18 protein-coding genes are annotated in these 24,617 nt (G+C 44.7%); 3 read left to right on the forward strand and 15 right to left on the reverse strand.

Annotation, left to right across the window (positions count from 1 at the left end; translation table 11 throughout):
• Nucleotides 1–5 precede the first annotated feature (5 nt).
• From V6D41_RS15265 to V6D41_RS15310, 10 genes are all read right to left on the reverse strand, one after another.
• The gene (locus V6D41_RS15265) at nucleotides 6–860 is read right to left on the reverse strand and encodes a 3-hydroxyacyl-CoA dehydrogenase family protein (RefSeq protein ID WP_148963508.1); all 855 of its coding nucleotides are present in this window, start codon (nucleotides 858–860) and stop codon (nucleotides 6–8) included.
• A 1-nt stretch (nucleotide 861) separates the two neighbouring features.
• Nucleotides 862–1,563: a thioesterase II family protein gene (locus V6D41_RS15270; protein WP_333518779.1), complete on the reverse strand. Its 702-nt coding sequence runs from the start codon at nucleotides 1,561–1,563 to the stop codon at nucleotides 862–864.
• Nucleotides 1,560–2,543 (reverse strand): hypothetical protein, encoded by a 984-nt coding sequence (locus V6D41_RS15275; protein ID WP_333518780.1) that lies wholly within the window; start codon nucleotides 2,541–2,543, stop codon nucleotides 1,560–1,562. The genes V6D41_RS15270 and V6D41_RS15275 overlap by 4 nt, the downstream gene beginning before the upstream one ends.
• The gene (locus tag V6D41_RS15280; RefSeq protein ID WP_333518781.1) at nucleotides 2,533–4,035 is read right to left on the reverse strand and encodes a serine hydrolase domain-containing protein; all 1,503 of its coding nucleotides are present in this window, start codon (nucleotides 4,033–4,035) and stop codon (nucleotides 2,533–2,535) included. The genes V6D41_RS15275 and V6D41_RS15280 overlap by 11 nt, the downstream gene beginning before the upstream one ends.
• Nucleotides 4,032–8,525 carry an amino acid adenylation domain-containing protein gene (locus V6D41_RS15285; protein WP_333518782.1) on the reverse strand — a complete coding sequence of 1,498 codons (4,494 nt, stop codon included), beginning with the start codon at nucleotides 8,523–8,525 and terminating at the stop codon, nucleotides 4,032–4,034. The genes V6D41_RS15280 and V6D41_RS15285 overlap by 4 nt, the downstream gene beginning before the upstream one ends.
• An 86-nt stretch (nucleotides 8,526–8,611) precedes the next feature.
• Nucleotides 8,612–9,805 carry an MFS transporter gene (locus tag V6D41_RS15290; protein ID WP_148963503.1) on the reverse strand — a complete coding sequence of 398 codons (1,194 nt, stop codon included), beginning with the start codon at nucleotides 9,803–9,805 and terminating at the stop codon, nucleotides 8,612–8,614.
• 125 nt (nucleotides 9,806–9,930) lie between these two features.
• On the reverse strand, nucleotides 9,931–11,121 hold the full coding sequence (locus V6D41_RS15295) for a CamS family sex pheromone protein (RefSeq protein ID WP_333518783.1): 1,191 nt from the start codon (nucleotides 11,119–11,121) through the stop codon (nucleotides 9,931–9,933).
• A gap of 15 nt (nucleotides 11,122–11,136) precedes the next feature.
• On the reverse strand, nucleotides 11,137–13,143 hold the full coding sequence (ligA, locus tag V6D41_RS15300) for an NAD-dependent DNA ligase LigA (protein ID WP_333518784.1): 2,007 nt from the start codon (nucleotides 13,141–13,143) through the stop codon (nucleotides 11,137–11,139).
• Nucleotides 13,144–13,166: 23 nt separating this feature from the next.
• Entirely contained in the window at nucleotides 13,167–15,386 is a 2,220-nt protein-coding gene (gene pcrA, locus V6D41_RS15305; RefSeq protein ID WP_333518785.1) for a DNA helicase PcrA, read from the reverse strand.
• A 61-nt stretch (nucleotides 15,387–15,447) separates the two neighbouring features.
• Nucleotides 15,448–16,134, reverse strand: coding sequence for a heptaprenylglyceryl phosphate synthase (locus V6D41_RS15310; protein WP_333518786.1), 687 nt, complete (start codon nucleotides 16,132–16,134; stop codon nucleotides 15,448–15,450).
• A gap of 247 nt (nucleotides 16,135–16,381) precedes the next feature.
• On the opposite strand from V6D41_RS15310, the gene V6D41_RS15315 reads away from it, so the two are divergent.
• Nucleotides 16,382–17,959: an FMN-binding glutamate synthase family protein gene (locus V6D41_RS15315; RefSeq protein ID WP_333518787.1), complete on the forward strand. Its 1,578-nt coding sequence runs from the start codon at nucleotides 16,382–16,384 to the stop codon at nucleotides 17,957–17,959.
• 37 nt (nucleotides 17,960–17,996) lie between these two features.
• Here V6D41_RS15315 and V6D41_RS15320 read toward each other — a convergent pair whose 3' ends face one another.
• Genes V6D41_RS15320 through V6D41_RS15330 form a run of 3 tightly spaced genes read right to left on the reverse strand, consistent with a single transcriptional unit; the run spans nucleotide 17,997 to nucleotide 21,078 of the window.
• A complete protein-coding gene (locus V6D41_RS15320) occupies nucleotides 17,997–18,311 on the reverse strand; it encodes a YerC/YecD family TrpR-related protein (RefSeq protein ID WP_148963497.1) in 315 nt (104 codons plus the stop codon).
• Between the two features lie 2 nt (nucleotides 18,312–18,313).
• Nucleotides 18,314–19,309: a DUF3048 domain-containing protein gene (locus V6D41_RS15325; protein ID WP_333518788.1), complete on the reverse strand. Its 996-nt coding sequence runs from the start codon at nucleotides 19,307–19,309 to the stop codon at nucleotides 18,314–18,316.
• 26 nt (nucleotides 19,310–19,335) lie between these two features.
• Nucleotides 19,336–21,078 (reverse strand): adenine deaminase, encoded by a 1,743-nt coding sequence (locus V6D41_RS15330; RefSeq protein WP_333518789.1) that lies wholly within the window; start codon nucleotides 21,076–21,078, stop codon nucleotides 19,336–19,338.
• A gap of 126 nt (nucleotides 21,079–21,204) precedes the next feature.
• Between V6D41_RS15330 and V6D41_RS15335 the strand changes: the two genes are divergently transcribed.
• Nucleotides 21,205–21,438: a YgaP family membrane protein gene (locus V6D41_RS15335; RefSeq protein WP_087991352.1), complete on the forward strand. Its 234-nt coding sequence runs from the start codon at nucleotides 21,205–21,207 to the stop codon at nucleotides 21,436–21,438.
• A 15-nt stretch (nucleotides 21,439–21,453) separates the two neighbouring features.
• On the opposite strand, the gene V6D41_RS15340 is transcribed toward V6D41_RS15335, so the two are convergent.
• Nucleotides 21,454–22,728, reverse strand: coding sequence for an APC family permease (locus tag V6D41_RS15340; protein ID WP_333518790.1), 1,275 nt, complete (start codon nucleotides 22,726–22,728; stop codon nucleotides 21,454–21,456).
• Between the two features lie 143 nt (nucleotides 22,729–22,871).
• Between V6D41_RS15340 and V6D41_RS15345 the strand changes: the two genes are divergently transcribed.
• On the forward strand, nucleotides 22,872–23,294 hold the full coding sequence (locus V6D41_RS15345; RefSeq protein WP_333518791.1) for an Lrp/AsnC family transcriptional regulator: 423 nt from the start codon (nucleotides 22,872–22,874) through the stop codon (nucleotides 23,292–23,294).
• 40 nt (nucleotides 23,295–23,334) lie between these two features.
• On the opposite strand, the gene purD is transcribed toward V6D41_RS15345, so the two are convergent.
• A complete protein-coding gene (gene purD / locus V6D41_RS15350) occupies nucleotides 23,335–24,603 on the reverse strand; it encodes a phosphoribosylamine--glycine ligase (RefSeq protein WP_333518792.1) in 1,269 nt (422 codons plus the stop codon).
• Nucleotides 24,604–24,617 lie beyond the last annotated feature (14 nt).

Consider the following 24,617-nt stretch of genomic DNA (forward strand, 5'->3'; position numbering starts at 1 on the left):
CTCCTTTAACTGTATTGAAAGAATCCTTGTCCTGACTTTCTCCCTAACTTTCCTGCGTCTACCATTTTCACGAGCAGCGGACATGGCCTGAATTTTGAATCTTTGTAGCTTTCATATAAAACCAGCAAGGAGTTAAGGATCGTATCAAGACCAATTAAATCCGCAGTCGCGAGCGGCCCCATTTTATGCCCGAATCCGCCGCGAAAGATTTTATCCACATTGGCTGGTGTCGCCACTTGATCTTGAACCGTCCAAATGCTTTCATTAATGGTCAGCATTAACACACGATTTGACACAAAGCCAGGCAAATCATAAACAACGACAGGATTTTTATCGAAAGATTTCAAAAACCCGACGGCTGCATTGACAGTCTCGTCAGAAGTGGAATCGCCCCGAATCACCTCTACAAGTTCTTTCAGAGGAACAGGATTCATGAAATGCGCTCCAATTACCTTATCCGGACGATTCATCAGTGAACCAACCTTCGTGATTGAGATACAGCTTGTATTTACAAGGTAGATGGTATCCTCTCGGCAGATATCCTTTAGTTGTAAATACACTTGTCTTTTTATCTCCCAATCTTCTGTTACGTTTTCAATGATGATATCAGCCGGCTCCACATTGTGCGGCTCAGTCGTGAATTGAATGTTATCAAGCACATTTTCCAGTGACATGCTGAATTTTTCTTTCCGCATTAGTTGAACAAGCCTGAATGTCTTTTTAATATTTTCCTCTGCGGCTTTCAGTTTTTCATCACTGATATCCAGCAAAATCACTTGATACCCGTTCGCAGACAAATCAAGAGCCATATCGGCCCCCATGACGCCTCCTCCGATAACACCGGCAGTTCTGAAATCCATTTCACACCACTCCTGTCTGATTCAAAATATGATTGATTTTAGCTGTCACTTCTTCTGTCTTCTGATTAATGAAAAAATGATCTCCTTCAAATTCGTAAAATCTGCATGTCTGATCGGTGTACTGATTCCAGTCGGATAAATCAAACAGCACCGACGGCAGATCACGTTCTCCATACAAAACCGAAATATCGCAGGATAAAGGAGCAACAGTTGTATTCTTGTATGTTTCCAGCAACTCAAAGTCAGCTCTTAATATAGGAAGGAAAAAGTCAATCACCTGCTCATTTTTGCTGAATTCTTCTGGTACACCCCCCATTTCAATAATCGCTTGTTTTAAAGCGGAATCTGAAAGCTGATGAAGCACTTTCTTTTCCGGGATGTGGGGCGGGAAACGTCCGGAAAAAAACATATGGATTGGCTGTTTATGTTCCGCGGCTAACTTCTTTTGCAGTTCATATGCAAGCAGCGATCCCATGCTATGTCCAAAAATGGCATAATCCGAATGGCCCAAATGGGGTATTGCTTGTTCCAAAAGATCTTCCGCCACGGATTCCGCATGATGCAGCAACGGTTCAGACATTCTCGTTCCGTGTCCGGGAAGTTCTAAGGCCACCAATTCAACTGACGCATCAAGAAACCTTTTCCATCCGCTGAAGATGGTGCTCGAACCCCCGGCATACGGCAGACAGAATAGTTTGATCATTTGACCCTCTCCTCTTTACCAATATCCTTCAAACATTCAATATGGGCTGCTTCCAGCTCCAGCACTTTCTGCAGTGAATCTTTGATCCGGTCTTTATAACCAGAAGAAGATCTTCCTGAAAAATAAAGCTTAGCCGCAAGATGCCGCGCTGCTTCCCATTCATCAATAATGTCAGATGTCACAGCGGCAAGCTGTTCAAAAGCCGGAAGAAATGCGAGACGGTATCGCTCTGTTTTTTTCACATTTAAAATTCCATTAAATGAATGAAGGAGTTTTTCGCTGTCTCTTATGCCGTGAAATTCCTCAGTAAACCGGCTGAAGCTCGCCAAACCGGATAACATCCGATCTAAGTGCTCGGTGATGTTATGAACAAAAAAGGCAGCAGCATCTTTGAAAAGGCTTTGCCCTGAGCGATCCCTGCCCGGATCATAAGAAAAGGAGGCATAAGAATGAAAAGCGGCAGGAGTCTGGAAATAACGATGAAAGCCTTGATAGGCTTTGGCCAAATGATCATATGAAATGTGTCTGGCTTCATATGACAAGTTATCGGGATAACGGTTTTCAAGGGCAAGAGCAGTTTGATTTGCGTCATGTAAGCCATAAATCAGTATGCTGTTCCGATTATGCTTAGACATATATTCCTGTCTGTAAGGCTGCGCATATGTATCCAACCAAATGATGACGGGTTTATTTTTAAGAACATCCCGTTTCACATCATCTATGAGACTGCTGCTCATCGATTGCTTATCCGCGCTTATTCCCTGCTGATTCATGACAAACTCAGGATCATAAACTTCAGTCCGATCAATCATTGGGTAACCGTCTTCATCCAATTGATACGAATATATGTCATTTAAAAGATAAGGATAGATTTCTTGTTGAAACGAGCGAACCACGGAAAAATAACAGTTAAAAAAACAGCTTCGATAAAATAAATCGTTAAATGGCTGAATACCAGGGATGTATGCTTCACATTTCATGCGTTTCACTCCTTCTTGCGGCGCGGTGATTGAAAAAGCATGCGGCTAAACCGAATAGACAGGAGGCAAAGAGCAGCATATAATAAACCGCTGCCAAATAAAGAAGAGAACCGGGCCCCCAAATAAATATCATGCTCCAAGGTAATCCATTAAAGGCGAAGACTGAAATGAGCTTAGGCGCCACTATTCCCGCTGCCAGCAAAATCCCCCAAAGCAGCGCCTTTATTCTGATTCGCTGCTGAACAGGAACATTTTTCGATTTTACGCTTTTTAGAAAAATATAAATTCTCCACAGCAAAACAATAAGCAATAAACTGAATAAAACCAGCATGGCAACCGCAACTTGATCAATGACCTGAAACGGGTCAGTGACAGAACCGTCCTGTTTTTGCTTTTGTTCGGCAATCACTTCTAAAACAGAACGTGCGATTTTCTCAGCGTACGCGCTGTTCATATTTGCCAAAACCCCTACAGCCGCATTATCATTAGGGCTGATGATAATAAACGAAGAAAAGTTAGGGTTGGAGCCGGCATGGAACATTTCTTTGACTGCGCCCTTTTTTTCAAAAATTGACCATCCCGCACCATAATACACGCCCGACTCATCCGTTTTTACGCTTTTATCAGGCAGGTGGCTCTGCTCGATCAAACGGCTTATATCAGTGTCACTGCGATTGAGCTGAAAACGAAGCCATTTGGATAAATCTTCTGCGTTCGTGATGATATATCCAGCAGGCGTGTTCCCTCGATACTCAGGCGCATTATAGGCTCTGGCCTTTAAAAATCCAATTTTAAAACCTGATGATACATCGCCGGCCTGTCCAGCGTGACGTCCAGCATACGTGTTTGACATATCTAACTGCTTAAAAACGTGCTCAGCCATATATTGCTCGTACGGCTGGCCTGATGCCTGTTCGATGATATATCCCAGCACATCATAATTGATTGTGGCATATTCAAATGTGCTTCCCGGTTTATGGCTAAGCTCAACTCCCCTTAATCCCTTCGCCGTTTTCCCCAAGGCATCTTCTTTTGAATCAACTTTGATATCAGCTATCGATAAAAAAGGAATCCCACTTGTATGATGCAGCAGCTGATCAATTGTGATATCTACTTTCTTTCCGTCATAAACTGGATAAAATCCGCTGATATACCGGCTGACAGGGTCATTTAGTCTGATTGCCCCCGAACGTACAAGCTTAAGTACACCCAGTGCAGTAAACGCTTTAGAGGTTGAGCCCATCTCAAATAATGTCGAAGTAGTTACAGGGCGGCTATGCCTTTCGCCGGCATAACCAAATCCCTTTTCATATACAACATCCTCTCCTTTTACCACTGTCATAGAGATCCCGGGTATTCCGCTTTCCTTCATTTGCTTTTCAATCAGGGCGTCAATGCGCTTATCAACTGGTGTCTGAGCGTTTACCTGCCCGCCATCCCAGACTAGAATTGACAGACAAAAACATAAAACCAGCCATACGTTTCTCATCATTTGAACAAAGAATCCAATTCTTCAATAGATAATGAGGCGGTCTCGAAATCTGATGGCGTATATTCGACAGACTCTTGTTTACAACAATGTTCTGCCAGCTCCTTCAGCTGTACAGAAAACTCATCTAAAAGCTGTTCCATATCTCCTGTTTGATAAAGATCGGTGCAGATTAAATCCAACGTTAGCTGTCCGTCATAGATTCCTGCTGTCAAATCAAGACTGACTGTCAGATCATTTTCCGGTGATGACTCGGCGCCTGAATTTAAATAAGTTATCCGGTATTCTGATTTGTCTGCTAAAAAACGGTCAACTTCTCCTAGATAATTAAAGCGCAGCTCAGGCTTCCTGTGAGCCGGCATTCGTTTACTCAAATAGGTGAGAGCGCCGTAGCCAATACCCTTTTTGGGAATGCTTCGCAGGTTTTCTTTCACTGACCGGATTTGCGCCGGCAGTTCAGCCTCTGCCTGAAATACGGCAGGATACATCGCTGTAAACCACCCGAACGTTCTTGAAAAATCTAAATCTTCTTTTATTGGTTCTCTTCCGTGACCTTCTAATTCCAAAGAAATAACCTCTTTGCCTGTGCAATGATGGCAAGCCCGGATTAACGCAGCGATAAGCAAATCATTGGTTTGGGTTTGATACGCCTCATTTGCTTCACTGAGCAGTTTTTGAGTCATCTGGCGGCTCAAAGCCCGTTTCAGTTTTAAGCTATTTTCAACTTTGGAATTTTCCGAACAAAACTCATAGAGAGGCTCAATCTGTTTCACTTTTTCATCCCAATAGCTGCATTCTTCTTCCGCTTCACGCGAATTAGCATATTCATGGATCGAATCTGAAAATTTTTGATAAGAATGTGTCTTTAAAGGAAGTCTCCTCTCTTCCTTCTTATCTATTGAATGTAAAAGAGTAAGAAAATCATCAATCAAAATTTGCCATGATACACCGTCCGTGATCAGGTGATGAGCTGTAAATAACAAATGCGTTTTTTTGTTTGCTTTGATCACTCCGGTTTTAAAAAGCACTCCATTGTATAAGTCAGTGCTTTCTCTCATTTCCTGTCCGATGACCGCTATTTGTTTGGTTTGCTCTTCCTCGGAAAAATTAGACAGATCCCAGTATTCGGTATAAGGTTCGATATCTGTATTGTGATAAAACAAGGTATTCGTTTCTTTTTCTACATTCATTCGCAAGCTGTCGTGATGATTGATCAAAATAGATAGAACCGCTTTTACATCTTCAAGATGAATCTCTTTTTCAGCAGTTAGCATAACCGATTGATGCCAGAAATGAGCGCACTTTAAATTCAAGGACCAGAACCATTGGGTAATCGGCGTTCCCATCACTCTGCCTTCTGCTTGTTGTTGAGAAATTGAAACCGATTGTTTGCTAGTCACGGCACTGACAAGTTCTCTAAATACGGGATATGTCATCATATCCTGAGTCTTGATAAAAAGACCTTTTTCTTTCATTTTTGAAACGAATTGAATGGCTTTGATAGAATCTCCGCCAAGCTGATAAAAATGATCCTCTGGGCGAATATCAGTCTGGCCGAGAATCTCCTTCGCGGTTTCTAAAAGAACCGCCTCCGCTTCTTTCTGCTCTTCAGTTAACAATCCATAATCTGTCTGCTCTTGATACAGTAAAGGGTCAGGGAGAGCTTCTCTGTCTGTTTTTCCATTTTGCGTCAGCGGAATCCGATCCATATGAATAAAGTAGGCCGGAACCATAAAAACAGGCAGTTTGTCAGAAAGCTTTTTCCGGAGCTCCAGCGCTGCCGTTTTGGTTGAGCTGACAACATATGCCGCCAATTGTTTTCTGCCCTGTGAATCATTAAAATCAATGACAACCGCCTCATCTATGTCTTCAAGCGAAAGCAGAGCTAGTTCAATTTCTCCCAGTTCAATACGGTAGCCTTTTAATTTGATTTGATGATCTTTCCGCCCCGCATATTCAAGCAGTCCATTATTCATTCTTTTCGCCAGATCGCCTGTCTTATACATTTTTCTGCCCTTCATGAAAGGGTTATCCAGAAAACGCTCGGTTTGCAAATTCGGACGCTTCCAATATCCTCTGGCGACATTATCGCCTGATATATACATTTCCCCTTGAGTTCCCGGCAATACAGGCTGCAGCTGTTCATCTAATAAATAAATTTCAGTGTTCTGCATCGGAATCCCTATTGGCACCGAAGCCTGCTGATCCCGTTTTAGGTCATATTTGTGGATCATACATCCCACTGTCGCTTCTGTCGGTCCGTATTCATTGAAAATCTCAATGCATTGATCTGATGATTCTGTTATTTGGCGTGCTAATAAAACAGGCAGCTGCTCTCCGCCGACGATCATTCTTTTTATAGAGGATTCTGACAAATTTTCATCTTTCAATAACGCTAAATGTGCTGGCGTCAGCTTGATAACAGCTGTTTTCTTTTCTTTTACGATTCGATGGAGTACAAACTCCGGTATATCTTCTTGTCTGTAAATGTTGATTTTATTTCCTGTCACTAATGGGGTATAAATGGATGTAACGGTTAAATCAAAAGCTATGGATGAGTAGAGCGCAAAGCTATCATCTTGGGAAGAAGTGTAATTCTTAGAGGCTGATATAATGTAGTTTACAAGGCTCTGATGTTCGATCATCACGCCTTTCGGCTGCCCTGTTGATCCAGAAGTGTAAATCATATATGCAATGTCGGAAGGATCGTTCTTGATGTCTAACTGTCCCGTATCTAAATCATGAAACATGGCGCAGTCAAAACTGATTTTTTTCACTTGGCTTGGCAAACGGCAGTCTGTCTCAAAAAGCGGATCTGTAATAAAAAATGCCGCTTCGCTGTTTTCCAAAATATATTGAATGCGTTCGGCGGGATATTCGGGATCAATCGGCACATAGGCGCCGCCTGCTTTTAAAATGCCCAGCAACACAGCGATCAAATCTGGTGAATGTTTCATGCTCACGGCGGCAAAATGACCGCGGCTTATTCCTTTATGGATTAGGTAACGGGCAATCTGGCTGGAGCGTTCATCCAGTTCTTGATAGGAAACCTGTTTTATTCCATCCTCAATCGCTGTATAAAACGGATACTGTGCGGCTTTTCCTTGAAATAATTGATCGATTGTCAGATCTTTCGGATAATCAGCCCGTGTCTGATTCCACTTCACGATTTCGTCTCTTTTTTCTTGTTCTGTTAATAGAGACAAATTCCTTAATTCCAGATCTGGATTCTCGATGACTGATAAAATCAAGCGCTGTAAACGTTCATTCAATAGCTGAATGTCCGCTTCGCTGTGATCGGATACCTTGTAGTCAAACTGCAATTCGATCGCTCCGCCTTCATCCCACTCTTTAACAGCGATCTGCAGAGAATAAGGCTGTGACCCGTTATATAATTCATCATATTCGACACGACACCCGCTTATATCAGAAGCCAGGTCAGTGTTATATGAATTCATATAAATTTGGAAAAGCTGGTCGTATCCCTGTTTTGCAAGCTGCAGTTCCTTCACCAATTCATCATAGGGATATCGTTGATGGAGAAAGTATTTCATGTAATCGGAATTGACTTCTTTTAAAAAGTCCGAAAAACATACATCACTGTCTGTTTTCTTTCTGAACGGCATCGTACTGACCGTCATCCCTGCAGTGCTTTTTTCCTTCTTGCCTGATCTGTTTAATACCGGCGTGCCTATAATAAAATCATTCTCTCCGGTTACCTTGCTTAAATACCAAAACAACGATGCAGTAAACAAAGCGTTTAACGAAGAGCCTTGTCGTTGAATAAATTCATAAACTGCGGCAGAATGCTCTTGGTCAAGCTTATACCGCTTGCGCTTTCCGGCAATGTGTGCAGAGCTTTTTGACAAGAAGCTGTCCGGCAAGTGAGAAAATTCAGCTTTCCAGAACGCAGCATCTTTGTCATATCGTGATGAAGAAAGGTATTTTTTCTCTTTTTCTATAAGAATCGAATAATTGTCAGCCTCTTCTGTAAGAAGTTCACCGGATGTGAGCTGCATGTACAGATTCTTAATCTTATCAATGATGATTTTCATAGACCAGCCATCAGCGACAATATGATGGCATTTGATTAAATATCCGCATGTCGCTTCATCTGTTTGAAACACATAAAATTGAGCAAGTGCGTTATCATATAAAGAGAATGGTATTTTAAACTCCCGTTCTGCCCAATCCAGCATTCTTTCATAAGGATAATCCGTTTGGGTAAAATCGGCTGACGGCACTTGCGCCTGAGTTTTTTCGTCTATGTATTGAAGAACTGATTCTTCCTGCTTCACGAGCCGTATTCTGAGGGATTCTGTCTGTCTGATACAAAGCTGAATGGCTTTTTGTAATGTCTCAAGATTCAGCTTTCCATTGATTTGTATAAGGCCGCCGATATGATTAATAGCTGTATCAGGATATAAATTTTCGATATTTAAAATTCTTTTTTGGTGATGAGAAAGAGGAAATAAATTCAATTTATCATTCAAAAATTCCCACCTCTTAATAAAAATTATTTGATACCACCAATTTAAACACACTAAAATACCTTTTGTAAATATTTATAATATATTGTCTATATTTGTTCATTTTTTAATTTTAATGATAGAAGTGCTGAAGCAGTAAAAATGATAAAATTCAAGAAAAACACATATTGCACACCAAGCCAATCAGTAAGACTGCTCATAATTAAGATGGAAGCGCCGTATACAAATGTACTTATCGTATGCTGAGCAGACAGGATTTTCGGCAGCATTGTTTCGTTTATGTTCTCCTGTACGTACGTTCTGATCGCAATCCCCCTGAGCTGAAATGATGGTCCCAGAATAAAGACAAAAAGCAGGGATGCCAGCGCATACTTGTTTAGTGCAAGACATAATGTGCAAGCGCCTATGGCAAGTGATGTCCATAAGATCATTGAGAACAGTTTTCCGCTGATGTTTTTCGAAAGTTTCCATACAATTAAACCGCCTGTAATGGTGCCGGCGAAATAGCTTGCATTAATAAACCCCCACCATGTCTCACTTTTATGAAGCACTTCATCGACATAAACAAGAATGATGGCCCCAGTCCAAATGCTTCTGCCAAACATAGATAAAAGTTCTAGAACAGTCAGCATTCTGATGACAGGCATTTGATAAATCGCTTTCCAGCCAGCTGAGATTTTATCAATAAAAGACTCATTTTCTTCTTTTTCGGCATCTCCTTTTCCGGCATCCTTGACAAAAAATAGAGACACTGTCGAAGTGCCATAAAGCACAAAAGTCAGCATTAAAAGCAATTGGGGCCCGAGCCATTTGATCAAAATGCCGCCGAGCAGCCAACCGAGCAAGAGCACGATTTGATCAGAGGTTAATACAAGACTATTTGCTTTCAATAGCATGGATTTGGGAACAAAACGGGGAATCATTGAATTTCTGACCGGGATGGTTCCTCCATCTAACAGTGACATGAAAAATACGATCAAAAAAAAGATAAAAATAGATTTAAAATCTATGATAAATATAACAAGCAGCAAAGATAAAAGAATAGTTTGCGTCAGCTGCAAAAAAATCAAAATTTGTTTGAGCCTGTATTTATTAATAAAAACAGGTATAAATACTGCGCTTAATGACTGTCCGACAAATTGCATCATAGCCACAAGCGATGCCAAAAAAGCTGAGTCTGTGACTTGATAGGTGAATAGGGTCAGAACCAGCACATATAGAGAATCCCCTAAATTGGCAATTGATTGACCCGCCCATATGAAATAAAAGGATTTATTTTTCATAATTTCAACCCTTTTCTATTTTTAGAACATCATAACATAAATATATATCCCCTCCAATGATACCTAAATTCAACACAAACGCAAAATAACCCCAGCGCCGTTGCGACGCAAGGGGTTACCTTATTTTAGTCATAAATATGAACAGTCGGCTCTTTATCTCCTGCATTGCGGATAATGACCGCTTCCTGTCCATCTGAAGATGTGATATTCACTTCGAGATTAAGTGAGCTCTTAGAGTAGTAATCCATCACTTCACCCGTTAAGAACTGGGTAAACGCGACGACTTCACTTTTTCCATAGAATTGCATTGGAATGTCGATCTTCATTTTCGTCATTTCATCATTCTCATACAACGCTGTACCTACAACGCCTGTGTAGTTCGGGAAATACTCTTCGATTGAGTTTTTGAACCGCTTAAAGACCTCGGTGTCATCCGGGTATTTTTCTGCTGTGGTTGTATCCGCCGGATAGAAAACATAAGTTTCATTGATGTTATCCCAATTCGAGATATCCGTGGAGCCTGCTTTGACTTCTGTTTTGGAGATGAAATTCCCCGGTACAATCGATGTTTTTGACGCCTGCTTGTAAAGCGCGATGGTGATCGGCACATTCTTCAGGTTATCTTTTTTACGGAGGCGGTTAATGACCTCCTGTGCGATTTTTTCTCCCTGTTTGCGGAGCGTGCTGTCCTTAATCTCCACCTCTTTTTGAGGGTCACCTGTTTTTTCACGATAGTAATACACAGAGTTCAACGCCAGTCCGATCATCACGCCGCCAAGCTGGATGGAATTCTTGTCTTTTCTGACTAAATAATCGTGCTCCAGCATGGACGCTAAATAAACCGGGCTGCTTTCGTATTTCTCTTCTGTTGAACCGGAGCTTGGAAGCGCCGGGTTCAATCCTTCATTTTTGAAGTCTTTATCTTCTTTTTGGGCTTTTTTCAGATCTGAGCCTGTTTTTTTCCGTGCCAGCCAGCTTAATACTGTATCTTCATCTAAATATTGCCCTTCTTGGAACAGGTAATCTTCAGTCGAGAAAGAATCTTGGGCAAGACGCATCAGCCCTGTTTCAAACTCATCAATGTCCAGTCTTGTATTCAGCTGTTCCGTCGTCAAGCCTCGCGCTTTTCCCGCCTTAAATGGCAGCACCATTTTGTAATAGGAGTCAGAGATATTATATTTCGGGACAATCGCTTTTTCTGACGATTTCGCTGTCTTTTGCGTGATCTCTTCCTCCTTCTCCCCCCCAAAACCTGACGAGCAGGCAGACAGCATTAACACTGCCGCCGTTGCCGCCATTGCCAACGTCTTTTTCAATAGAAAACACTCCTCTTATTTCTTTAGCTCTCCTATTAACTGTTCTTCATTCCACACTTCAATGTCCAGCTCTTGCGCTTTTGTCAGCTTGCTTCCCGCCGCTTCTCCGGCGATGACCAAGTCTGTGTTTTTGCTGACGCTTCCAGTCAGCTTTCCGCCGAGCGCTTCGATTTGCGCTTTGGCTTCGTTTCTAGACAGTTCTTCCAGCTTTCCTGTCAGAACAATTGTTTTACCGGCAAAGTAAGAATCGCTGTCCTCTGCTTTTACTTTTTTCGGGCCTTTGTAGAGTGTGTTTACGCCCAGCTCCTGAAGTTCATTCAAGAGATCAAGCATTTCTTCTTTATGAAAATAAGTGATGACCGCGTCAGCCATTTTTTCACCGATTTCATCGATCGCGAGAAGCTCCTCTTTGGAAGCTTTTTTCAGGTTCTCCAAACTTTCAAAATGCATAGCGAGCGTCTTTGCGGCCTTTGAGCCGATAAAACGGATGCCGAGTCCGAATAGCAAGCGTTCTAACGAATTTTCTTTTGATTTTTGGATGGAGCTGATCAGGTTTTCAGTGGACTTTTCTCCCATTCTTTCGAGCTGAATGACCTGTTCCTTTGTCAGCTTATACAAATCCGCCACATTGCGAACAAGGTTCTCCTCAAACAGCTGTGTGATGACTCGTTCGCCAAGCCCGTCAATGTTCATGGCATTGCGGGAAACGAAATGAATCAGCCCTTCCCGGATTTGCGCGGGGCATTCAGGATTAATGCAGCGGAGCGCCACTTCTCCTTCAATACGAACGAGCTCGCTTCCGCATTCCGGGCATTCGGTCGGCATGCTGAATTCCTTTTCTTCTCCCGTGCGCTGTTCAACTAGGACGTTTACGACTTCCGGAATAATATCGCCCGCTTTTTTGATGACGACCTTATCCAAGATCCGAATGTCCTTCTCTTTAATTAAATCTTCATTATGCAGGGATGCTCTTGAGACCGTTGTGCCGGCAACTTTTACCGGTTCGAGAACCGCGGTCGGCGTAATGACACCCGTTCTGCCGACATTTAATTCGATATCGAGAAGCTTTGTCACGACCTCTTCAGCAGGAAATTTATACGCGATGGCCCAGCGCGGGCTTTTCGCAGTAAAACCGAGCTCCTCCTGCTGATCGAGGGAATCTACTTTAATGACGATGCCGTCAATTTCATACGGGAGGTCAGCGCGCTTAGCCTGAAACTCATCGATCAGCGCGATGACTTCTTCTATGCTGCCGCATTTTTGTCGTTCCTGATTCGTTTTAAATCCGATTTCATCGAGAAAATCAAGTCCCTGGCTTTGCGTCTCCACCCCAATTTCATCAAGCTCCGCTATACTGTAGACGAAGATATCGAGATTTCGTTTCGCCGCAATTTTCGGATCGAGCTGTCTGAGTGAGCCCGCGGCGGCATTTCGCGGATTGGCAAACGGTTCTTCTTCATTTTTGATCCGTTCCTCATTGAGCGCTTCAAACGAAGGCTTCGGCATATACGCCTCGCCGCGCACTTCGATGGACAGATCACGTTTCATTTTGAGCGGGATATTGCGGATCGTCTTCAGATTCTCCGTAATATCCTCACCAGTCGTGCCGTCACCTCTTGTGGCGCCTCTGGCAAAATAGCCGTCTTTATAACGGAGAGAAACAGCAAGACCGTCTATTTTCAGCTCCACATTATACGCCACATCGTCACCGACCGCCTGACGCACCCGGCGGTCGAAATCACGGAGATCATCGGCATTAAAGGCGTTGCCCAAACTGAGCATCGGCGTGCCGTGAGTGACTTTCTGAAACGCTTCAAGCACGGCTCCGCCGACACGCTGCGTAGGAGAGTCAGGCGTTCTGAGGTCTGGATGCCCCTCCTCGATCGCAATCAGCTCCTGCATCAATCTGTCGTATTCGGCATCAGGGACGCTCGGTTCATCTAAGGTGTAATATTCATAGCTATACTTGTTGATGGTGCGGCGCAGTTCTTCTGCCCGCTGCTTCGCTGTTTCTTGGTCCATCTGCTTCTTCCTTTCCTCTTCAATTACTGCTTTTCAATAGGAGCGAATGCCGCTAATAGGCGTTTTACGCCGACAGGGCTCGGGAAGGCGATATCAAGCTCCGTCCCTTCTCCTTCGCCTTTCACACTGACGACAGTTCCTGTTCCCCATTTTTTATGGCCGGCCTTATCTCCAACTGCCCAGTTTAAGGAGTCACCGCCTGTTTTGCCGGCGTAGGATACCGGACGTGAAACAGGGCCGCGTCTCGGCTGCATTTTTCTCGCAGACGGCGTTCTCGTTTCTTTTTTCTCATTTAGGTTTTCCAATAAATCATCCGGTATTTCAGCAATAAAGCGAGATTCCGGGTTCATATTTGTTCGGCCAAACAAGGTGCGCATTTTGGCGTTGGTCAGATAAAGCTCCTGCTCCGCTCTTGTAATCCCAACGTAAGCAAGGCGGCGCTCTTCTTCCATTTCCGCTTCCTCCATCAGTGAACGGCTGTGCGGGAAGACGCCTTCTTCAAGCCCCATCAAGAAAACAACCGGGAACTCCAGCCCTTTTGCGGCGTGCAGCGTCATCAGAGTGATTGCATCCTTGCCGCCGGATTCCTCTTCTTTCTGGTCGAGCTGATCGATATCGGCGATCAGTGCCAAATCTGTCAGGAACGCAACGAGTGTTTTATCTTCGCTTTTCTGTTCAAAGTTTTTCGTGACAGACAGGAACTCGTCGATGTTTTCTAAACGGCTTTGGGCTTCGATTGATTTCTCAGCCTTCAGCATTTCTCTGTATTCGGTCTTATCGAGAATTTCTTCTGTCAGCTCTGTAATGGACAAGTAGTCCTGCATATTGGTCAGGTTCTCAATCATCTGTCTGAAGCTGTCGAGCGCGTTGGCCGCCTTAGCGCTGACGCCGATAAAATCAACCTGCTGAATCGCTTGGAAAAACGACAAGCCGTTCATCGCCGCATACGAAGCGATTTTTTCAAGTGAAGTGGCGCCGACTCCGCGCTTCGGCACGTTGACAATACGTGTGAAGCTGATATCGTCATCCGGATTGGATACGAGGCGCAGGTACGCGAGAATGTCTTTAATTTCTTTTCTGTCATAGAACTTTGTGCCGCCGACAATGTTATAGTTCAAGCCAGCTTTGAGAAGCGTTTCCTCAATTACACGGGACTGAGCGTTTGTCCGGTACAAAATGGCGATATCCGACAGCTTCCGCTTGCCTGAGCTGTGAAGCTGATAAATTTTACCTGCAACAAACTGTCCTTCGCCGAACTCGTTATCTCCGCGGTAGTAAGCAATTTTGACGCCATCATCGTTTTCCGTCCACAGATTTTTCGGTTTGCGGTTTGAGTTGTTTTTGATGACCTCGTTAGCCGCGCTCAAAATCCGTTTCGTTGACCGGTAGTTTTGTTCAAGCAAAATCACGCTTGCGTTCGGATAATCTTTTTCAAACGAAAGGATGTTGGTGATATCCGCGCCGCGCCATCTGTAGATCGACTGATCAGAGTCCCCGACCACGCAAAGGTTCTGGAAACGCTCCGCAAGCTGCTTAACAAGCATGTATTGGGCTCTGTTCGTATCCTGATACTCATCAACATGGATGTACTGGAATTTGCGCTGATAAAATTCAAGCACTTCCGGCACACGGTCAAACAGTTTAATCGTTGTCATAATTAAATCGTCGAAATCGAGCGACTGGTTTTTCAAAAGCTTTTTCTGATAATCAGCATATACGTCGCTGACCACCTGATCGTAATAACCGCCGGCAACTTTAGAGAATTCCTCCGGTTCGGTCAATTCGTTTTTCGCACCGCTGATCGTGCCCAGGATGCTTCTCGGATCAAACTTTTTCGGATCAAGATTGCGTTCCTTCAAAATCCCTTTGATGACCGAAAGCTGGTCCGCCGTATCAAGGATGGAGAAATTACGGTTGATCCCGATCCGGTCGATATCTCTGCGCAAAATCCGCACGCACATGCTGTGGAATGTGGAAATCCAGATATCGTCCGCGCCCGGTCCGAGAATGCTTTCCACACGTTCTTTCATTTCTCGTGCCGCTTTATTTGTAAATGTGATCGCCAGAATGTTCCACGGCGCCACATGTTTTTCCGCCATTAAAAAAGCGATTCTGTGTGTCAGAACACGCGTCTTTCCGCTTCCCGCTCCCGCCATCAGCAAGAGGGGCCCGTCCGTTGTTTTTACAGCTTCCTGCTGAACAGGGTTTAGTCCGCTTAATAATTGATTGCTAATGTAATTCAAAATTCGTTCACCCGCCTATACAAAACATATGTTCTATCATAAACCAAATCCGTACAATTTACTACTCGCCTTTCACAGCCGCTACTGTTTTTAAAGCCCGGTCAAAATCTTCATACACCGCATTGCCTACAACAACCACGTCCGCATGCTCTGCATACTGCTTTGCCGTTTCCGCGTCCTTGATGCCGCCGCCGTAAAACAGGGTGGACGTTTCCAATACAGCCTTCGTTTTCTTCACGGCTTCTATGTCTCCAAGCATACCGCTGTATTCCAAATAAAAAATTGGAAGCTGCAGCAGCTCAGACACACGCGCATAGGCGGCAATATCGTCAACACTCAGATCGGCATTCGCTTCAGTTAATGCAGCCGCTTTGCAATCCGGATTTGCGATGCAGTAGCCTTCCGCCACAATTTCTTCCATAGACATCAGTTCTCCGTATTCCTTCATGGCCTTCTGGTGCATTCCGACAATCCAGTCCACGTTTTTGCTGTTTAATACACTCGGAATAAAATATAAGTCAAAGCCGGGAACGATCGCTTCAATCGCTGACACCTCAAGGACACACGGCACTAAAAACCGTCTCACCTTTGACATCATGCGCAGGACATTGTCCTCTGTCACACCATCGCTTCCTCCTATAATGACCGCATCCGTTCCTGATTCACAAAGAATCTCCAGCTGTTCATCAGGCAAATCTTTATTTGGGTCGAGTTTAAAGACATGCTTCCACTCCGTTACATCGTACACGTCATACGTTCCTCCATTCGTTTGTTACCATTTAAACATTATAACAAATTCACATAGCGCGGAAAAACGGAAAAAGCCGTTAATCTCGTTATTCACTGAAAAAGGTGTTTTGATTCTTTTTTCATAAAAAAAGAAAGCTCCAGAAAGCCTTCAATAGCTTCAAGGCCTAGGCAAATGACTCACTTCTGTTATTGTTTGGAAAGCGCTCAACTGTGGAAAAGGTTACATAAAAAAGGGAGGCTGACAGATGGAAACCTTCATCATTGCACTTATCGCATTTCTTATCGGGATCATTGCCATCCCCATCGTTTTGTTTGTCTGGATCTACATAAAGGATGAAAAACAGCAGGAGCATTCGATCCTCCGCAACTACCCCTTGCTAGGAAGATTTCGATATATCCTTGAAAAAATCGGGCCGGAACTCAGGCAGTATTTATTCAGCAATGACAATGAGGGCAAGCCCTTTTCACGAAAGGAATATGAGCAAACCGTTATCTCGGGCAAATACAAAAGCAGAATGATGGGCTTTGGATCTGTAAAAGATTTTGACAAACCGGGATTTTATATCCGTAATGCTCTATTTCCGAAACAAAAAAAAGAATTGCACGTAAACCAAACGCCTAAAATTGAAACCCAAATCTATGAAATCGAAGCTGACAATCTGTTCAAGCGAAAGGAACACGCCGAACAAATCAAGGTCGATCCGTATCATCTCCACCCTGATGATGTGCAGGTGATCGGCTCCCATACATGCGAGAAGCCTTTTTATGTGAAGGGATTAGTCGGCCAGTCCGCCATGAGCTACGGTTCCCTTGGAGAACGAGCGATTACGGCGCTCTCAAAAGGGCTTCATCAGGCTGGCGGCACATGGATGAATACCGGTGAAGGGGGATTATCTGAGTATCACTTAAAGGGCGGCGCCGATATCATTTGCCAAATCGGGCCGGGTCTTTTCGGTGTGCGCAAAAGAAACGGAGAATTTTCATGGGAGGAGTTTAAAAGAAAAAGCAGGCTTGACCAAATAAAAGCGTTTGAGCTAAAGCTGGCGCAAGGAGCGAAAACCCGCGGAGGCCATGTGGATGGCGCCAAAGTATCAGAGGAAGTGGCAGACATCCGGAATGTCGAACCCGGGAAATCAATTGACAGCCCGAACCGCTTTCATGAATTTTCAAACGCTCCTGAAATGCTCGACTTTATTGAGAAACTTAGAGATGTCGGGCAAAAGCCTGTGGGAATCAAACTTGTCGCAGGCCACCCTGACGAATTGCACGAGCTTTTCTCTTATATGCAGAAAAGCGGAAAGCATCCGGATTTTATTACGATAGACGGGAGTGAAGGCGGTACTGGCGCTTCCTTTTATGAGCTCGCTGACACAGTCGGCCTTCCGATTATGACAGCGCTGCCTATGGTTGATACACTGCTTAGACAATACGGATTGCGCGGCCAACTGAAAATCTTTGCTTCCGGAAAGCTCCTGACTCCTGACAAAATTGCGGTCGCCTTAGCCCTCGGCGCTGACTTTGTCAATATTGCCCGTGGGATGATGTTTTCTGTCGGCTGTATCCGCGCCCTCGTCTGCCACACCAACACATGTCCGGCAGGTGTAGCGACAACAGATCCAAAACTGCAACAAGCACTAAGCGTTGAGGAAAAACAGTATCGTGTCTGCAACTACGTCATTTCGCTGCGCGAGGGACTGTTTAATCTCGCAGCCGCAGCCGGCATCAATTCGCCCATCCACTTTTCCAAGGAGCATGTTGTCTATCGAAAAGAAGACGGAAGCATCGTCGACATCGACAAACTGATCAACCAATTTGTTTCATAAAGAAACCGCCCATGCCAAACGGCAGGGCGGCTCTTTGTTATTTCGAAGAAGACCCTGTTTCCGTCTCCTTCACACGGTCAAGCGCCATTTCATAAGCGTCATTTCCGTAATTTAAGCAGCGTTTCACACGGGAAATCGTAGCCGTGGAAGCACCTGTTTCTGTTTCAATCTTATGATACGTGTTACCTTCGCGAAGCATGCGCGCCACTTCTAGGCGCTGAGCCAGCGATTGAATTTCGTTAATTGTGCAAAGATCATCGAAGAACCGGTAACATTCCTCCAGGTCTTTCAGCGATAAGATCGAGTTGAATAACTGGTCCAGCTCTTTGCCGCGTAATTTATCGATTTGCATCGTTACACACCTTCTCCTTTACTAATGGAAGCCGCATCGAGATCAGGCACGATATTGATCCAAGTTTTTCCGGGCACAAGCGGCAGCCATTTGCCGTCTTTTACCGGCACAATTCTGCCGTTTACTTGTTTCCAGTCTGTTTCAATAACGTTTCCGCGCTGAAACAACAGACCTTTCCCCCCTGATTCTAGATCGATGTCCCGCCTTCCATCTTGATCAATAATATGATGGCTCGCTTCAACAATGAAAATATTCTGCATTGCAACCGGCTTTCCGGTTTCCCGGTCTGTCGTAATGACACCATCAGAGCTTCTTGTATAAGCTTCGGCTTTTTTATCATAGTTGTATTCGACAAGATTCGTAACGTTCTTTGTTCCATAATCTACCCGAACATTGTAAAAGTCATTTGCAGGTTTTGCTTCTGATGTTTGAAACAGCAGCGGATCTGTTTTCTGCTTCAGCTCATATCCCATTTGCTCCGCCGCCTTTTTTATGTAATCATAAGACGTGTAGGAATTGTGGGGCGGTTTGCTGAAATCAGCTCTCCAAAATAAGCTTCCGTCAAAATCCAATCCGTTCATATAATCGGCAGCTCCGGATTCCAGCTGCTCTTTGGCGCCGGGACTCCAGCCGTGATGGACAAATATGCTGTCAAAGCCATTGCTGAGAGTGACGAAATATTCCCGCGCGCTCCGCACAGGCCCGACAGTTTCGGGCATCTGGCTTTGGAAAATGGCCAGAAATCTCGTGATTTGCCCTTCGGCAAGCGCTTCTATGACAATATCGGCTTTAGACAGTCCTGACTGCGGCCTCGCCTTCGGGTGATTATTCACCATAACAGCAACAGGCCGGCGTTCAGTCACCTTCTGTTCCGTCTCCAGTCCTGTCAAAGGAGCTTTCGGCTTCTTTGCAGAATCCGGGACAGCATCCTTCTGCTGGCAGGATACCAGCAGAAAAAACACGATACACAGCACGCAAACTGTCATCCATTTTTTCATATGTCGGCTCCCCGCTCTTTTATATTTTAACGCATTATCGATGGAAAGAGTACAGTTTTTTTCATGACGTCGAAGATTCCTCTAGGCGTAATGCGTATATACGGAAGGTGCGTACTTTGCAAAAAGAGCAGCGTATAGACGGGATCACAAAACTCGTAACCTCTTTCAGTCAAAAGATCTTTCAGCTTTTGTTCCTTCTCCAGCACGTCTTCATACGCTTCCGAAGAGGCGCAGCCGCACAGCGCAAGCGGAATTTCATGCAGAATGTTCCCGTTTTCCGCAAGAACGATTCCTCCTCCGATCTCTTTCATGCGAGCGAAAGCGAGCAGCATATCCGCTTTATTTTTTCCGATCGCGATAATATCACCTGTCGTCGTAAAGGAGCTCACAAATCCCTGCACGCTTGAGGCAAAGCCTTTTATCATCGTATTGACACGCCATTTCCCATGTCTGTCAAGCATCGTCAAATAACTTTCATCATGGTCAAACGAGAGCTGTTCCATCGAATTGTCGATCTCAATCATATACGGCTCCATAATGACCGCATTCCGCATTTTCACGCCCATCGGCATGGAAAACTGTAAATCATCCATCGTCATATCATATGAAAGCTCAAGCGGGACAAGACCGCCTTTGCTCCAGCCCGTCTTTGTAAACGCCTTCAAATCACAGCCATCTTCACGAAGGATGGCCCCTTTTGAGAGAACGGTCACGGGATTGGGATTTAACGGATCTTCTAGTACGTTCAGCGATGCCAGCCTTCCCGGTCCGACAACTCCTAAATAATCATCCATTTGATAATACTTTGCAATATTAAATGATGCCATATTGTAGGCGTCGATTGCCGGGACTCCTTCTTCTAACGCGATGCGGATCAGCTCGTTTGTCATACCGCTTTTATAGAAATTAGGCGTCGCGCCGTCTGTCGTGTAAAAGAAATGGTCATAATAGCGGAAACCCTTCTCATGCAGCTCCCGCAAGATTTTTCTTACATCAGGGCGAATGGAAGAGTTCCGAAGGGAAACATAGTAGCCCAGTTCCAGCCTTCTCATCACTTCATCACCTGTCATCGCTTCATGATCACAATCCGCTCCGAACAGCTTCATCTTTGTAAGCGTTTTATTTGAAGCGCCGGGAAAATGCCCTTCAATGCGTTTTCTCTGCTTCTTTGTAGCTTGCATGCAGTGAAGCATTAAATCATCACCATCTACCAAACGCGGCCATCCGGTCATTTCTCCGCCTTGAATCACATCCGGATGTTCAATCCACTGCTTTCTGACATCAAACGGAAGAACGTGATCCTCGTTCAGAACCTCGGTTTGGAGGTCATAACGTGACCACCAAAAATATTGAACAGGCTGCTTTTTGAGTTCATTTAAAATAGTAAGCGCTTTCTTTTTTCCACTTTGTAAAAGCAAAAATAAGTTATCATTCACAAATGTCGTTGTTCCGTATTGAGACACATATTCCGCCAGCGTTTGGGGATTATATATTTGAAAAGGATGTGCGTGCGGTTCGATATAGCCTGGCACAATGTATTTTCCTTCACAATCAATTGTATGAATTTCTTCGGCTCTATTCGGAAGTTCATGACCCACATAAACAATGCGGTCCTGATAAATCCAAATGTTTTTTTTCAGCCATTGTTTTACATATGGATTTAAGACGAGAGCATTCCGTAAAAGGAGCGTTGGAAGCAGCTTTGAGTCTACAACATCAACCTGTGCCCTGATGTCTTTGTTTTTCCAGTTAAAGGTGCGTTCGGACATTCACATACTCTCCTTTACATGTATTAGACTCATGTTATCACATCCTTCCTCATCACGCACGATAAAAACGTTACAAATTTTTGAAGGTTCAATCAAAAAATATTTAGTAAAAAGGAGCGGGTTACCATGAAGCCAAACATCAGTCTTATCAATGCCGTCTTTAGAATCGCCTGCGGACTGACGATTATGTCAGCCGCCAGCGCAAAGTTTACGAAAAAGCCTTGGTGCAGAATGCACCTCTTTTACATCTTTATGGGGGCCATGAAAGCAGGATCGGGAATCCTGCGCTTCTGCCCTGTGACCTACATGCTTCAAAACAGCGCTTCCGGTCATAACGAACAAGAGCATCAAGACAGGTGAACGAAAAAAGCTTGATCACGAAACGTGATCAGGCTTTTTCTCATGACATTTCTTTGTCTTCATATAGAGATACCCTGCGGCTGCCAGTGCTGCTGGAAAAAGGACTGCCCAGCCGCTGAATGAGTAAATCACTGCGCACGCCGCAAAAGCCCCTAACGCCATCCACCAGCCTGAATCTCTCCAGCTCAACAGTTTTAGCGCTGCCGCCATTGTACATATGTAAGATGCGATGAATGCCGCACTCGGCCCTTTTAACAGTGTTGTTAAATCGGTTTTAAACAGGCCATATGCCGCAAGCACGAAGCCAAACACTGCGGCCAGCGCTGTTAATACACGGATAGGCGTAAGTTTTGTCTCACTGAGTTTCCCGAAATATACGGGAATGTGCCCCTCTCTCGCCAATGCATACACCATTCTGGAAAAACCCGCAATATTAGCATGAATGGTGGCGAATGTGATAAACAGTGCTAAACACACCGTTACATATACTCCGCCTTCACCGACTCCTTTTGATATGAGCATGGCAAGCGATGCGATTTCTCCATTCACTCCATATGAATGAGTCCCTATCGTCACAAACGACAGCATGATATAAAGCCCTGCCACACAAGTTGCCGCTAAAAACAAGCTGAGCGGGACATCTTTTTCAGGATGTGTAAACTCTTCAGCCAATGGGGTAATCATTTCCCAGCCTACAAAAGAGAAAAAAATCATTACAGAAACAGACCCTGCGGCAGACCAGCCATGCGGAAGAAACGGTTTGAATTCTGCTACTTTGACGTGAGGAAATGACACGGCAATCGAAGTGACAAGCAGAAATACGATGACACAAATAACGAGTGTACTGATATTAGCGGATAGTTGAATGCCTTTCATATGAAGCAAAATGGAGACACCCAACATACAACCTGCAATCAATGTAATCTGCCAATCCGAAGCCTCTGTGACGTAACTGACGTAATGCGCGCCAGTCAAAGCGATGACAGGAACACCGATCGGAACGGACCCTAACATGATCCAGCCCAAAACCGTTCCGGCTTTTTTCTGAAAAGCCAACTGCACATAAGCCGTGATTCCTCCCGCGCTAGGCGCTATTTTCACAAGCCGGGCCAGCGTGCCGACAAGAAGAAATGATAAGAAAGACATGAACACCCAAACAAATAAAGAAGCAGGACCGGCTGCGTCAGCTGTGACAGACGGCAGAATTAATATCCCGCAGCCTAAAACGGCCCCAATCGTTAATGCCGTCCCTTGTATCCAAGTAATCGAACGCTGCAATTCTGGCAACATGATGCCTCCTCTCCCGTTGATGGCTTTATTATAGGAAAAATAAGACGGCATCCATATGCTACAATTAAGTTAAATCGACAGCATCACCTTATGATAAAAGGAATTTTCACGAATTCTCTTAAACATGTAAAGGAGCCAGACAAATGGACGATACAGACCTTCACATCCTCTCGCATTTGCAGCGAAATGGCAGATTAACGATGGTTGAGCTGGGAAAGCTTGTCGGACTCAGCTCACCCAGCGCGGCGGAACGTGTCAGGAAGCTGGAAGACAAAGGAGTGATTACCGGCTACAGCGCGAATATTTGTTACGAAAAACTAAACAAGCATGTTACGGCTTTTATCCTGATGGAACCGAAAAGCTGTAAACACTACGCCGCCTTTGCCACAGCGCACCCGGATGTGACAGAAAACCACCGCATCACAGGCATATACAGTTATGTGACAAAAGTGGTGACAGAATCGGTACATACGCTTGAAGATTTTATTGACGCCTCGATGGCCCACGGAAAACCGACTACGCTGGTTGTACTTTCTTCTTCCGCTCACCATCCCGCTTTTGTATAACAAAAAACCCGCAGTTCAACCTCTGCGGGTTTTCTTCACTTTATTTTTGGGCAGCCTTTAAAGCGCGTGCCCCAATGTCTTTTCTGAAAAAGAGTCCCGGCTTGATGATCTCATCAACGGCTTTGTACACTCGGTCTCTCGCCGCTTCAAATGTTTCATCAAAAGCCGTCACATTGGCGACGCGGCCGCCGTTTGTGATGAACTCTCCGCCTTCTGCTTTCGTTCCGGCATGAAAGACCACAACCTGATCAGTTTCCGCTGCAAGGATGCCGATCGGCGTGCCCTTTGCATAGCTTTCTGGGTACCCTTCTGAAGCAAGCACCACACTCACTGCCGCGGTATCCTTCCATTTCAAGTCGACTTCTTTATCTTCTAAAAGATCAAGAAGCACCTGTACCAGATCAGATTCCATGCGCGGAAGCACGACCTGTGTTTCCGGGTCGCCAAAACGGGCATTAAATTCGATGACTTTTGAGCCGTTTTCAGTGAGCATCAATCCTGCGTACAAAACGCCTGTGAAGGAACGGCCTTCTTGTACCATTGCTTTTGCAGTCGGCTTGACGATCGTTTCCACCGCATGGCGGACGGTTTCTTCTGAAATTTGCGGAACTGGAGAGTAAGCGCCCATTCCGCCCGTATTCGGGCCTTTGTCTCCGTCAAACGCCCGCTTGTGATCTTGGGCAATCACCATTGGATACACCTTTTCTCCTTTGACGAATGCCATCAGAGAAAATTCTTCGCCGGAAAGAAATTCTTCAATGACAACAGACGCGCTCGCATCACCGAATTTTTCATCCTCAAGAAAATCATGCAGACATGCAATCGCTTCTTCCTCTGTCATAGCAACGGTTACGCCTTTTCCAGCCGCAAGTCCATCTGCTTTTATGACAATCGGAGCGCCTTTTTCCTGCACATATGCCTTTGCCTCTTCAAAGGATGTGAACGTGTCGTATTCTGCGGTCGGAATGTCGTATTTCTTCATTAAATCCTTAGCGAACTGTTTGCTGCCTTCGATGATCGCAGCGGCTTTTGACGGACCGAACACACGCAGACCGGCCTTTTCGAATTCATTCACCAAACCTTCTATTAAAGGAACCTCGGGGCCAACGATGGTCAGGCCGACCTGATTCTCTTTTGCAAACGAGACAAGCCCGGCGTGATCGCTTTCCTCAATGTTTACAAGCTGTGCGGAATCAGCCATACCGGCATTTCCTGGAGCGGCAAATACCTTCTCTACGAGACTGCTTTGCGCCGCCTTCCATGCCAGCGTATGTTCTCTTCCGCCTTTACCGATAATGAATACATTCACGTCGTTTTCATCCC

The organism is Bacillus sp. 0102A, from assembly GCF_036765155.1.
GTDB classification, from domain to species: Bacteria; Bacillota; Bacilli; order Bacillales; family Bacillaceae; genus Bacillus; species Bacillus subtilis_G.